Here is a 12,554-nt window from a genome sequence, read left to right as displayed (position 1 = left end):
GCCGAGCAGGTGACCGGCTCGACCGGCGTCAGGACTCGATGACGGGCAGGATGAGGCGGCTGGCGCGCAGGCCGTCGTGGAAGACGGTCTGCCGGGCCGGGCGCAGGTCCTCCTCGCGGGCGGTCGCGGGCGGCGTCCACCGCTGGGGGTTGCGGTCGAAACGGGGGAAGTTGGAGCTGGCCACCTGCAGCCGGATGCGGTGACCGGCCTTGAAGACCTGGCTGGTCGAGCCGAGCGGGAAGCGGAAGAGCTCGGGGTCGCCGGGGGTGAGCGGCACCTGCCGGTCGGTGCCGTGCCGGTAGCGGGCGCGCAGAATGCCGTCCACCACGCCGTAGGCGGTGCCGTCGGGGTGGACGTCCACCAGGCGGGCGGTCCAGTCGCAGTCCTCGGCGCTGGAGGCGGCGTGCAGCTCGATCACCACCTCGCCGGTCACCTCCAGGTCGGACTCCAGCGGCGCGCTGGTGTAGACGAGCACGTCCTGACGGCGCTCGACGGCTGACTGCTCCTTCTGTCCGGAGTTGCGGCCGAACAGCACGCCGGGCAGGAACGTCGCGCCGCCCGCCGTCGGCACCGGGTCGGCCGGGTCGGCGAGATAGTGGTCGGCGGGCTCGTCCGGGGACGGCGCGGCGCGGTCGAGGCGGCCGTCGCCGGCGGCCGAGTTCGCGCCGCCGCCGCTGCGCAGGTAGAAGGCGGTGTCCTTGGCGCGGGACAGCGGCCACTCCATCTCCTCGCGCCACGCGTTCGCGCCCATGACGAAGATCTTCACGGGCGGCAGCTCGGCCGGGCGGCCCTCGGCGGCGGCGCGGAAGAACTCCAGGTGCGTGGCGGTCAGGTCGAGCGCGGCCGAGGCGCCGCCGTAGCCGTACCACAGGTCGCCCTGGTAGTCGCCGAGGTTGCCGTGCGCCCAGGGGCCGACGATGAGGTGCTGGTTCTGGCGGGCCCACTCCGACGGCGCCTGGGAGCGGAGGCCCGCGTAGTTGCGCAGGGTGCCGGGCAGGAAGATGTCGTGCCAGCCGCCGATGTGCAGCCCGGCCACGTTCATCCTCCCGTGCGCGCCGCTCGGGTCGATGAGCTGCCAGAACACGTCCCTGTCGGGGTGGCTGAGCCACTCGCGGTAGTACGGAGCCAGCTCGGCCAGCTCGTCGCGGTCCAGCGGCAGCCGGGTGTAGGCGGCGTGCGGGTCGCGCAGGATCTCCAGCAGCGTGGCCTGCGCCCGGTCGCGTTCCGGGCCGGCCGGGCGGCGCAGCAGATCCACCGGGGCCAGCGACTCGGCGATCCACAGCAGCAGGAAGCCGAGCTGGAGGGCGCCGCCGGAGTAGGACCACACGTCGTGGTACTCGGCGGCGGTGAGCTGCGGGGCGATCGCGATCAAACCCTCGGGCGCGGCGCGGGCGGCCAGGAGCTGGGTGGCGCCGATGTAGGAGGCGCCGTACATGCCGACCTGGCCGTCGGAGAACGGCTGCGAACGCACCCAGGCGATGGTGTCCAGGCCGTCCTCGGTCTCGTCGAGGTAGGGGTTGAAGCCGCCGCCCGAGCTGTAGCGGCCCCGGGTGTCCTGGACGACGACGGCGAAGCCGGCCTCGACGGCCTGCAGCGGTTCCAGCCCGACGATGTGCTGGGCCATGAACGACGACGACTTGTCGTACGGCAGCCGCTGCAGCAGCGTCGGCCACGGCCCGCCCTCGGCCGGATGCCACACGTCGGCACGCAGCACCGTGCCGTCGCGCATCGGTACGGCGACCCCGCGCTCGACCCGTACCCCGAAGCTCATCAGCCGTTCCTCCTCATGTACGTCTGGCGCAGGCGGTCCACGGCCACGGCCAGGATGAGCAGCACGCCGGTCGCGACCTGCTGCCAGGACGAGTCCACGTTCAGCAGCGTCAGCCCGTTGCTGAGCACGCCCACGATGAGCAGGCCCACCACCGTGCCGCCGATGGTGCCGGTGCCGCCGGACAGGCTGGTGCCGCCCAGGATGACCGCGGTGACCACGGCCAGCTCCAGGCCCACGCCGGTGTTGGCGGAGCTGGAGCCGAGCTGGGAGGTGACCATCAGCCCGGCCAGCGCCATGCACGCCCCCGACAGCAGGAACCCGGCGAACAGCACCCGGTTGACGCGGATGCCCACCAGCCGGGCCGCGACCGGGTTGGCGCCGATCGCGTAGACTTTGCGGCCGAAGACGGTGAAGCGCATGAGCACGAAGAACACCGCGACGACCACGACCAGCACGATGGCCGGCATCGGGATGCCGAGGAAGGGCCGCGCCGTCGCCCAGTCGAAGCCCTCGATGAAGATGCTCTGCCCCTTGCCGATGACGAGCGTGAGGCCGCGGAAGATGCCGAGCATGCCCAGCGTCGTGATCAGCGCGTTGACCCCGACCACGGTGACGAGGAAACCGTTGAGCAGCCCGATGCCGAGCCCGGCCAGCACCGCCAGCCCCAGCGCCGGCCAGATGCCGAGCACCGGCGCGGCCTGCACCAGCACGATCCCGACGAACGCCACGCCGGACCCGACCGACAGGTCGAACTGGCCGCCGACCATCACCAGCGTGCCGGCCATCGCGAGCACGCCGGTGATCGACACGGCGGTCAGGATGTTCCCCCAGTTGTCCCAGTTCAGGAAATAGGGGGACTTCACGGAGAAGAAGATGACCTCCGCCACGAGGAAGACCAGCAGCGCGAGCGTCTCGGGCGCCCGCCGCCTGGTCTTCGGCCTGGCCGCCTCCGGCGCCGGGGCGGCCTGCGCGGTCAGCGTCTCACTCATCGATCACTCCTCCTGCCGCCCCGGTCAGGGCCTCCACCCCGATGGCGGCTCCGGTGAACTCGGCCACGGTTCTGCCGCGTACCATGACGACCGCGCGGTCCGCCAGCTCGACGACGTCCTCGTAGTCGGAGGTCGCCACCATCACCGCGCTGCCCTGCTCGGCGAGGGCGCGCACGGCCCGGTAGATCTCCTGCCGGGCGCCCACGTCCACGCCCCTGGTCGGCTCGACCAGGACCATGACCTTCGATCCGTGCTCCAGCCAGCGGCCGAGCACCACCTTCTGCTGGTTGCCGCCCGACAGCGTCCAGATCTGCTGGCCGGGGTCGCTGGTGGAGCGGATGCGCAGCTTGTCGTGCCAGCGCCGGTAGGCCGACGCCTCACGGCCGCTGCTCAGGAGACCCGCGCGGGCCAGGCCGCGCCAGCTCGGGGCGGCCAGGTTCTCGGCCACCGAGCGGGAGCGGAACATCGCCTCCCGCTGCCGGTCGCCCGGCAGGCAGCCCACGCCGGCGGCGATGGCGTCGGCCGGGTGGCGGAAGCGGACGGTACGGCCGCCGACGTCCAGCGTGCCCGCCTCCAGCGACCGCATGCCGAAGACGGTCTCGGCCACCTCCGAGGCGCCCGAGCCGACCTTGCCGTACAGGGCGACGATCTCGCCGGGGCGTACGGCGAGGTCGACGCCCTGGTACGCGCCACCGCTCGCCGCGCCCCGCAGGGACACCAGAGGCTCGCCGGCGGGAGCCTCGCGCTCCTCGCCGCGGGTCTGGTGCTGCACGGCGCGGCCGACCATCGCCTCGATGACCAGGTCCTTGCTCACGTCGGCGACCCGCTCGTGCAGCGTGATGTGGCCGTCGCGCAGCACGGCCACCTCGTCGGCGATGCGGAACACCTCGTCCAGCCGGTGGGTGATGTACATGATCGCGACTCCGCGCCGGCGCAGCCCGTCGATCACCTCGAACAGCCGCTCGGTCTCGGCGTCCGACAGCGCCGCGGTGGGCTCGTCGAAGATCAGGCAGCGGCCCTGCCCGGTGAGCGCGCGGGCGATCTCGACGAGCTGCCGCTCGCCGAGCCGCAGGGTGCCCACGGCGGCCTCCAGCGGCAGGTCCACGCCCAGCATGTCGAGCACGTCGCGGGCGCGGGCCCGGCTCTCGCGGCTCCTGACGAGGCCGCCGCGGGCGGGCCAGGCCCCGAGGACGATGTTCTCCGCCACGCTCAGCGGGGGAGCGTCGCTGATCTCCTGGTAGATGAGCTTGATGCCGAGGGCGCGGGCGGCCGCGACGTCCTTGATGCCGGTGGGCGTTCCGTCCAGGGCGATCTCGCCGGCGTCGGCCTGCAGGTCGCCGGCGATGATGCGCACCAGGGTGGACTTGCCCGCGCCGTTCTCGCCGAGCAGCGCCAGCACCGTGCCGGGGGCGACGGCGAGGTCCACTCCGTGCAGGACCTCGACCGCGCCGAACGACTTGCGGATGCCGCGCGCCCGCAGGAAGGGGGGCTGCTCAGCAGGCATAGTCGGGGTAGTTCTGCTTGGCGTTGGCCTTGTTGATCACCAGGTGCGGGACGAGGAGCTGCGCCGGGAGCTTCTCGCCCTTGACGGCCTTGATCAGGTTGGGGACCAGGATCTCGCCGTAACGCTCGGGGAAGTAGGCGACGCTGCCGATCCAGTTGGGGTGCTGGTAGATGACGCAGTTCTTGGGGTTGAAGTTCTGCACGCCCAGGTAGAGGTCGTTCGTACGGTTCTGGGCGCGGGCCGCGGCCAGCGCGCCGAGGATGCCGTCCTCGTTGATGCCGACCAGGATGATGTGGTGCTGGCCGGGCAGCGCCGTGAGGGTGTCGGTCATGAGCTTCTGCGCGACGTCACCGCCCGCGCCGCCGGCGTCCAGCTTGCGCAGGTTCCGCACCTCGCCGCAGACGCTCGCGAAGCCCTGCCGGATGCCGCCCATGCGCTGCTCGTTGACCTCGCCGACCTGCAGCGCCTCCAGCGAGACGAAGGCGTCGTACTTGCAGTCGAACTTCTCCTTGAAGTGCTTGCCGAGCTCGTAGCCGATCAGCTGGCCCGCGTAGGCGTTGGCGGCGCCGACGAACGACGTCTCGCACGGCTTCTGCGAGATGTCCACCGCGAGCACCGGCACGGCCGGTCCCGCGGCGCAGATGCGGGGAGCGGCGTTGGTGTCCGCTTGAAACGTTATGAGACCCTGGGCGCCGCGGGTCTTGAACAGGTTGGCACAGTCCAGAGCCTTCGCCGCGTCCATCTTGGAGTCACAGGTGATCAGCTCCGCGCCGGCCCGTTTCGCCTGCTCCTCGACGCCCTTCTGCACGTCCTGGGGGAACCCGGAGGCGAGCGAGAGCTGGGTGAAGCCGATCGTGATGCCCTTGCCGCTGCCCGGCTCCGCCTGCTGGAACTCCACCACTCCGGCCGGGGGGCTGGGAGGTGCGGCGGTGGTCGTCCCGGTGCCGGCCGACGCGGGCTGTTCCGGGGTGCTCGTGGCGTTGTCGCCGCAGGCGAGAGCCCCGGCGAGGACGAGGGCGAGGGCCGCGCCGAAGCGGCCGGCTCGCTTCCAAGAGCCGTTCACTGTGCCTCCTCAGGCGGCTGGGGGTATGAAACGTTTTAAACCGCCTGGCAGGAGAGGCTAGATTTGCCGTGAAGAGCGCGTCAAGGGTTACAGGAGGATTTCCAGGTCACGAAGAAGTTGCGGGGGGCTGAGGGTCGTTATTACGTTTCAAAGCATCGGCAAGGCGTGTAGTAGGCTTCTGCCGCTCAAGATCCTGTGTTGTCCGATGCGCAGCTGTGAGGGGCCGTGGCGATAGCGAGCATCAAGGAGGTCGCACAGCTGGCCAGCGTGTCGATCGGCACGGTCAGCAACGTGCTGAACCGGCCGCACGCGGTCGCGCCGGCCACCCGGCAGCGGGTGCTCAGCGCCATGAACGAGCTCGGCTTCGTCCGCAACGAGTCCGCCCGCGCGCTGCGCTCCGGCCGCACCCGGACGATGGGGCTCGTCGTCCCCGACGTCACCAACCCCTTCTGCACCGACGTCGCGGCAGGGGTGCAGACCGTGGCCGAGGCCAACGGCATGATGGTCACCCTGTGCAACAGCGACCACGACGGCCCGCGCGAGCGCCGCTACCTCGACCATCTGGAGGAACAACGCGTCCAGGGCATCCTGATCACGCCCGTGGACGGGGAGAACGACCGGCTCGACCAGCTCATCGAGCGCGGCACCCCCGCGGTGCTGCTCGCCCACGTCTCCGCCAACCTGCACCGCTGCGCGGCCGCGGTGGACGACCACCTGGGCGGCAGGATGGCCGCCGAGCACCTGCTCGGGCAGGGACACCGGAAGCTCGCCTTCGTCGGCGGTCCCGGCGGCAGCAGCCAGGTGACCGGACGGCACAAGGGAGCCGCCGCGGCCGTGGCGGACGCCGGCGACGGCGCGACGCTGGAGCTGATCCAGGTGCCCTCGCTCAGCTTCGCCTCGGGGCGGCACGCCGCCGAACACCTGGCCGCCCTGCCCCGGCGCGCCAGGCCCACCGCCCTGTTCTGCGCCAACGACACCCTCGCCCTCGGCATGATGCAGGGCCTGTCCACGCTCGGCCTGCGCGTCCCGGACGACATCGCCCTCATCGGCTACGACGACATCGACTACGCGGCGGCCGCCACCGTACCGCTCAGCTCGATCCGGCAGCCGCGCCGGGAGCTGGGGCGGGTGGCCGCCGAACTCCTGCTTGAGGAGATCGACATCGGCGAACAGCACCGGCACCGGCAGGTGCTGTTCGCCCCGGAGGTGATCGTGCGGGCCTCCACCGTACGCGGCTGATCCGAGAGGAGAGGATGTGCTCGACCCGGAGTTACGCGATGAGCTGCTGGCGCGGCACCGCGTTCCTCAAGCGGGTCATCGACGCGCACGGCTGGCCCGGACACGACCTCGTCGGTGAGCGCGACGCCGTCGCCCGGGGGCAGGCGGCTCCGCGGCACCTCGCGTACCTGGTCGACCGCGTCCGCGTGGGCGAGGGGCGTCCTCAGGTGTACGGCACGCAGTACCGGCAGACCGCCGAAGGCGGGTTCGGCCCGCACCCCGTCGAGGATCCCGGGCACCCTGACGAGCGCCGCGCCGAGGTGGGGATTGAGCCGCACGCCGAGTACGACCGGCACATGCGCCGGTACGAGCAGGGCTGAGAACAGCCGGCGGGGCATGGCGGCTCAGGCGATGGTGAGCGTCGTCAGCCCGGTCGCCCTGGTGAAGCCGGTGGTGAGGCACTGCAGCAACCCCGGCTGCACGAGCGTGACCGTCTGCACCGCGGACGCGCCCTGGAAGCGGCCCTGCGCGACGGTGCCGGTGAACGTGGTGACGACCTGGCCGGCCGCGGCGGTGCTGCTGCCGGTGCCTTCGATGACGCTGCTGTCACCGGTGTTCCACTCGACGACCCGCTGCCCCTCGAACCCGTCGAAGAGGTCGGTGCAGCCGACGAAGATGGTGAACTGCTCCCCGTACGTCCCGCTCGTCACCTGGCCCGTGCCGCCGAGACAGGAGCTGAACCGGCCGCTCACCGTGATCTCGATGTTCTGCGGCGTGAAGGTGACCCCCGGGCTGTACGTGACGGTCTCGCTTCCCTGGCACTGCGTGGGCACGGCTGCTTGGGCGGGACGGACGACCATGACGAGGGCGGCGACGGCCAGGAGGGCCGTCAGGACGCGGATGCTTCGGCTCTGCCGAGAGGAACGTGAGGTCACCGGGGCTCTCCCTGCCGGGGGATGAACGGAACCATTGCGGCTACGAAGACATGACAGCCTTCAACGTCGGCTCCTCGATATGGCCATGAAGGTTGCAGATTCGTACCTTGTCAACACGCTGAGTGATATCTACTGTCTTGGTGGGGGTCCGGGGAGAACCGATGCTTCAGCTGCTCGATCGGCGGGACCAACACCCTGGCCTTCTCGCCGAAGCTGCCGGTTCGACGGCCGTCTCGACGTGGATGCGGGTGGTTGACCCCCAAGCTGTGCTTATGCCATGACGCAGTTGACGTTGAGGCGTTCGGAGCGGCTATGGTGTGGGCCATGCTTCGCAGTGAACTCCTCGTAGTACTTCGCCGGCGCACAGGCCGATAGCGAAGCACGACGACCTGCGCGCCGCCCCAGGCCCACCGCTCCGGTGGGACGGGGCTTTTTTTATGCCCGCGATCGAGCAGCCACTTGAGGAACGAGTCGATGACTGAACGGATGACAGGTGCACAGGCCCTGGTCAGGGCTTTGGAACAGATGGGAGTGGACACCGTGTTCGGGATCCCCGGCGGCAACATCCTGCCCGCCTACGATCCCCTCTACGACTCGGTCAAGGTGCGGCACGTGCTCGTCAGGCACGAGCAGGGCGCCGGGCACGCGGCCGAAGGTTACGCGCAGGCCACCGGCAAGGTCGGCGTGTGCATGGCGACCAGCGGCCCCGGCGCAACGAACCTGGTGACGCCCATCGCCGACGCCTTCATGGACTCGGTGCCGATCGTGGCGATCACGGGGCAGGTGGCCGCGCCGATGATCGGCACGGACTCCTTCCAGGAGGCCGACATCTCCGGCATCACGCTGCCGATCACCAAGCACAACTTCCTGGTGACCGATCCCGGTGACATCGCCCGTACGATCATGGAGGCGTTCCACATCGCCTCCACCGGCCGCCCCGGCCCCGTCCTGGTGGACATCACCAAGGACGCGTTACAGTCCGAGACGGTCTTCTCGTGGCCGCCGGTCATGCGGTTGCCCGGCTACCGGCCGGTCACCAAGCCGCACATCAGGCAGATCCGCGAGGCGGCCAAGCTGATCGCCGAGTCGCGGCGGCCGGTCCTCTACGTGGGCGGCGGTGTCCACAAGGCGCGGGCCTCGGCCGAGTTGCTGCGGTTCGCCGAGCTGACGAACATCCCGGTCGTGACCACGCTGATGGCCCGTGGCACGTTCCCCGACGGGCATCCGCAGCACATGGGCATGCCCGGCATGCACGGCAGTGTCGCGGCCGTGGGCGCGCTTCAGCAGTCCGATCTGATCATCGGCTTGGGTGTGCGGTTCGACGAGCGGGTCACCGGTGACCTGTCGTCGTTCGCGCCGTACGCGAAGGTCGTGCACGCCGACATCGACCCGGCCGAGATCTCCAAGAACCGCCACGCCGACGTGCCGATCGTGGGCGACTGCAAGGAGGTCCTGATCGACCTCATCGCGGCCGTCCAGACAGGCGACTATGACGAGTGGTGGCGGCTGCTCAACGGCTACAAGGAGACCTACCCGCTGGGTTATGAGACGTTCGAGGACGGCTCGCTGGCCCCGCAGTACGTGATGGAGCGGCTGAGCGCGATCGTCGGGCCTGACGCCTACTACGTGGCCGGCGTCGGCCAGCACCAGATGTGGGCCTCGCAGTTCATCGACTACGAGAACCCCGGCACGTTCATCAACTCCGGCGGCGCCGGCACGATGGGCTTCGCCGTCCCGGCCGCGATGGGCGCGAAGATGGGCCGCCCGGAGAGCACGGTCTGGGCCATCGACGGCGACGGCTGCTTCCAGATGACCAACCAGGAGCTCGCCACCTGCGCCCTGGAAGGTGTGCCGATCAAGGTCGCCGTCATCAACAACGGCAACCTCGGCATGGTCCGCCAGTGGCAGACGCTCTTCTACGACCAGCGTTACTCCAACACCGACCTGCGGGCGACGCGCCGCATCCCGGACTTCGTCAAACTGGCGGACGCCTTCGGCTGTGTGGGCCTGCGGTGCGAGCGGCCGGAGGACGTGGACGACGTGATCAGGAAGGCCATGGAGATCAACGACGTCCCCGTCGTGATCGACTTCGTCGTCCACCAGGACGCCCTGGTGTGGCCGATGGTCCCGGCAGGCACCAGCAACGACGACATCAAGATCGCCCGGGACATGGCGCCGAAGTGGGAGAACGACGAGGACGGCTGAGTCGGTCAGGTGGCCTGGATGACCGGCACGCCGAGCGCCCGCACGGCGGCGTTGCCCGGGTCGGCGTCGGTGACGACGCCGGCCACCTCCGTCAGCGGCAGGACGGCGAACCGGGACGCCGCGCCGATCTTCTCCGAGCTGGCCAGCACATAGGTGTCGGCGGCCTGCCGCGCGAGGGCGCGCTTCATCGCGGCCTCGTCGGCGTCGTCCGTGGTCAGCCCGGTCTCGGGATGTACGCCCGTCACGCCGAGCAGGAAGAGGTCGGCGTTGACCGCGCGGGCCGCCTCCACCGCCGCCGCCCCGCAGGCCACCATCGAGTGCTTGAACAAGCGCCCGCCGATCAGGTAGACCTCCACGTCGTGGTGGCCGGCCAGGGCGCCGGCCACCGTCGGGCTGTGGGTGACGACGGTGGCGCGCAGGTCGAGCGGGAGCGCTCGGGCGACCGCGAGGGCCGTGGTGCCGCCGTCCAGGATCGCGGTGCTGCCGGGCTCGACGAGCGTGGCCGCGGCCGCGGCCACGCGCTGCTTGCCGGGAACCTCGACGCCCTGGCGGGTGGCGTAGTCGGCGATCGCGGGGGAGGCGGGCAGCGCGCCGCCGTACACGCGCTGGCACAGACCGGCGGCGGCCAGGTCGCGCAGGTCACGACGGATGCTGTCCTCCGACAGGCCGAGCTCGGCGGCGAGGTCCTTGGCGATGATCCGGCCGTCCCTCTGGAGGCGTGTCAGCAGCAGGTCCCTGCGTTGCGCGGCCAGCATGCACGTTTCTCCTTGTTCATTCCGATTTTTTCCCATTATAGTTCTGCCACGTGATGATTCCTATCGCAAGCCCTCGGTACGTCCCCCTCGGCGTGGCATCGTGACCGCGGGACTCGACACACCGGACCGGCGCGGCCGCACCGGCCTGGACCAGGTGGGACGCGACCTCACCGGCAACCCCCGGGTCCGGGTGCGCGACGTGCGGCTGCTGTCCTGCAACTGGTACGTGCTGCGCACCACCACCTTCGACTACCGGCACGCCGACGGCCGCTGGAGCACGCAGGAACGGGAGACCTACGATCGCGGCAACGGCGCGACGGTCCTGCTGTACGACGTCAGCCGCCGCACCGTCCTGCTGACCCGCCAGTTCCGCTACCCCGCCTACGTCAACGGGCACGCCGACGGCATGCTGCTGGAGACCGCCGCCGGACTGCTCGACGACGAGAGCCCGGAGGAGGCGATCCGCCGCGAGGCCGCGGAGGAGACCGGCCACGCGATCGGCGAGGTCGAGCACGTCTTCACCGTCTACATGAGCCCCGGCTCGGTCACCGAGCGCCTGCACTTCTACGCCGCCCCCTACGACTCCACCACCCGCGCCTCGCGCGGCGGCGGGATCGCCGAGGAGGGCGAGGACATCGAGGTCGTCGAGCTCGGCTTCGACCACGCGCTCCGCCTCGTCCGCGACGGCGGCATCGCCGACGCCAAGACCATCATGCTGCTGCAGTGGGCCGCGCTGCACGGCCCCTTCTCCCCTGAGACGGAGGATCTGTCCCGGTGAACCTTCCCACCCTCCTGCCGCCGGCCGAGCTGCGCACCGAGCGGCTGCTGCTGCGTCCCTGGCGCCCGTCCGACCTGGAGCCCTTCGCCGCGCTCAACGCCGACCCGTCCGTCATGGAACACTTCCCCGCCACGCTCAGCCGCGCCGAGAGCGACGCGTTCGCGGCCGCCAGTGGCGACGCGGTCGCCCGTCAGGGCTGGGGACGCTGGGCGCTGGAGCTCCAGGAGACCGGCGAGTTCATCGGCTTCACCGGGCTGCACCGGCCCGCGTTCGAGGCGCCGTTCCTGCCGGCCGTCGAGATCGCCTGGCGCCTGAGCCGCCGGGCCTGGGGCCACGGGTACGCCACCGAAGCCGCCACCGCCGCGCTCGACTTCGCCTTCGACCGGCTCGGCCTGGAGGAGGTCGTCTCCTTCACCGCGACGGTCAACACGCGCTCCAGCGCCGTCATGGAACGCCTCGGCATGATCCACGACACCGCCGGCGACTTCGACCATCCGGTCCTGCCGCCCGGTCACCGGCTCCGCCGCCATGTGCTGTACCGCCTGAGCGCGGCCCGCTGGCGCGACCGCCGGCCGTACCCGCCTGGTTCAGCGGGGCGGTGACGGCTTCGCCGGGGCCGGCCGCGTGTTCGGCGGAGGAGGGGGGAGGGTGAGGACCGCGCGGACGGCGGTGCGCAGGCGTTCACGGCAGTCCTCCGTGACCACGGGCCTGCCGTCGGCGGTCGGGGCGGTCAGTGCACGGCGGAACAGCGCCGTCGGGAGGTCGACCACGCACACGGTGATCACCTCGACGCCGGCCCCGTCGGCGCGGCCCCAGAGCCCCTGCGACAGGCGGATCAGCAGCGCCACCAGCCGTTTGTCCAGGGCGAACATCGCCTCGGTCAGCTCCTCGGGCACCTCGGGACCGAGGAGCTGGTCGCGGCGTACCGAGATGAGCATGCGGGCCGCGGCGGGCCGGCGGTCGGCGAACACCGCGGGCGTCCCCGCCGCGGCCACCACCGCCTCGGTCGCCGCGCCGGGGCCGCCGGCTTCGTACGCGGCGTCGGCGAGCTCGGTCTGCAGGTCGAGGAACTCTCCCGCGGCCCTCAGCCACAGCCGCCCGAGCAGCACGGGCAGGGAGCCGAACGCGTGATAGATGGCTCCGTTCGACACTCCCGAGGCGGCCGCGAGCCCTCGCACGGTGAACCGCTCGGGGCCGTGGTCGGCCACCAGCCGCTCGGCGACGTCCAGCAACTGATCGAGATCATGGGTGCGCGGCCGGGCCATCCTCGGAGCTTAGCAGAGCACATGCTCCGCAACGCTGCCCCGTACGGCCCCCGACACTGGGAGGGTTGTTC

General features: G+C 71.1%; 12 protein-coding genes. 5 read left to right on the top strand and 7 right to left on the bottom strand.

Annotation, left to right across the window (positions count from 1 at the left end; translation table 11 throughout):
* Positions 1 to 28 precede the first annotated feature (28 nt).
* Genes ACBR40_RS15440 through ACBR40_RS15425 form a run of 4 tightly spaced genes read right to left on the bottom strand, consistent with a single transcriptional unit; the run spans position 29 to position 5,327 of the window.
* A complete protein-coding gene (locus tag ACBR40_RS15440; RefSeq protein ID WP_371249130.1) occupies positions 29 to 1,771 on the bottom strand; it encodes a CocE/NonD family hydrolase in 1,743 nt (580 codons plus the stop codon).
* Positions 1,771 to 2,760: an ABC transporter permease gene (locus ACBR40_RS15435; protein ID WP_371249129.1), complete on the bottom strand. Its 990-nt coding sequence runs from the start codon at positions 2,758 to 2,760 to the stop codon at positions 1,771 to 1,773. The genes ACBR40_RS15440 and ACBR40_RS15435 overlap by 1 nt, the downstream gene beginning before the upstream one ends.
* Positions 2,753 to 4,264 (bottom strand): sugar ABC transporter ATP-binding protein, encoded by a 1,512-nt coding sequence (locus ACBR40_RS15430; protein ID WP_371249128.1) that lies wholly within the window; start codon positions 4,262 to 4,264, stop codon positions 2,753 to 2,755. Before ACBR40_RS15430 ends, ACBR40_RS15435 begins: the two co-directional genes overlap by 8 nt.
* The gene (locus tag ACBR40_RS15425; protein WP_371249127.1) at positions 4,254 to 5,327 is read right to left on the bottom strand and encodes a sugar ABC transporter substrate-binding protein; all 1,074 of its coding nucleotides are present in this window, start codon (positions 5,325 to 5,327) and stop codon (positions 4,254 to 4,256) included. The genes ACBR40_RS15430 and ACBR40_RS15425 overlap by 11 nt, the downstream gene beginning before the upstream one ends.
* Positions 5,328 to 5,552: 225 nt before the next feature.
* On the opposite strand from ACBR40_RS15425, the gene ACBR40_RS15420 reads away from it, so the two are divergent.
* Both ACBR40_RS15420 and ACBR40_RS15415 read left to right on the top strand, forming a co-directional pair.
* Positions 5,553 to 6,566: a LacI family DNA-binding transcriptional regulator gene (locus ACBR40_RS15420; RefSeq protein ID WP_371249126.1), complete on the top strand. Its 1,014-nt coding sequence runs from the start codon at positions 5,553 to 5,555 to the stop codon at positions 6,564 to 6,566.
* Between the two features lie 38 nt (positions 6,567 to 6,604).
* Positions 6,605 to 6,925 (top strand): DUF6624 domain-containing protein, encoded by a 321-nt coding sequence (locus ACBR40_RS15415; protein ID WP_371249125.1) that lies wholly within the window; start codon positions 6,605 to 6,607, stop codon positions 6,923 to 6,925.
* Positions 6,926 to 6,949: 24 nt separating this feature from the next.
* On the opposite strand, the gene ACBR40_RS15410 is transcribed toward ACBR40_RS15415, so the two are convergent.
* Positions 6,950 to 7,480 (bottom strand): hypothetical protein, encoded by a 531-nt coding sequence (locus tag ACBR40_RS15410; protein WP_371249124.1) that lies wholly within the window; start codon positions 7,478 to 7,480, stop codon positions 6,950 to 6,952.
* Positions 7,481 to 7,939: 459 nt separating this feature from the next.
* On the opposite strand from ACBR40_RS15410, the gene ACBR40_RS15405 reads away from it, so the two are divergent.
* Positions 7,940 to 9,685, top strand: a complete 1,746-nt coding sequence (locus ACBR40_RS15405) for an acetolactate synthase large subunit (protein ID WP_371249123.1) — start codon at positions 7,940 to 7,942, stop codon at positions 9,683 to 9,685.
* Between the two features lie 5 nt (positions 9,686 to 9,690).
* On the opposite strand, the gene ACBR40_RS15400 is transcribed toward ACBR40_RS15405, so the two are convergent.
* Complete coding sequence (locus ACBR40_RS15400) at positions 9,691 to 10,440, bottom strand: DeoR/GlpR family DNA-binding transcription regulator (RefSeq protein ID WP_371249122.1); 750 nt, start codon at positions 10,438 to 10,440, stop codon at positions 9,691 to 9,693.
* 100 nt (positions 10,441 to 10,540) lie between these two features.
* On the opposite strand from ACBR40_RS15400, the gene ACBR40_RS15395 reads away from it, so the two are divergent.
* A complete protein-coding gene (locus ACBR40_RS15395) occupies positions 10,541 to 11,218 on the top strand; it encodes an NUDIX domain-containing protein (protein ID WP_371249121.1) in 678 nt (225 codons plus the stop codon).
* Positions 11,215 to 11,820, top strand: a complete 606-nt coding sequence (locus ACBR40_RS15390) for a GNAT family N-acetyltransferase (protein WP_371249120.1) — start codon at positions 11,215 to 11,217, stop codon at positions 11,818 to 11,820. The genes ACBR40_RS15395 and ACBR40_RS15390 overlap by 4 nt, the downstream gene beginning before the upstream one ends.
* On the opposite strand, the gene ACBR40_RS15385 is transcribed toward ACBR40_RS15390, so the two are convergent.
* Positions 11,806 to 12,483 (bottom strand): helix-turn-helix domain-containing protein, encoded by a 678-nt coding sequence (locus ACBR40_RS15385; RefSeq protein ID WP_344219750.1) that lies wholly within the window; start codon positions 12,481 to 12,483, stop codon positions 11,806 to 11,808. The genes ACBR40_RS15390 and ACBR40_RS15385 overlap by 15 nt on opposite strands.
* Positions 12,484 to 12,554: the final 71 nt, after the last annotated feature.

Source organism: Nonomuraea sp. AD125B, assembly GCF_041402765.1.
GTDB lineage: Bacteria > Actinomycetota > Actinomycetes > Streptosporangiales > Streptosporangiaceae > Nonomuraea > Nonomuraea bangladeshensis.
The sequence above is the reverse complement of the archived record's forward strand: the minus strand, read 5'-3'. Positions and strand labels throughout refer to the sequence as shown.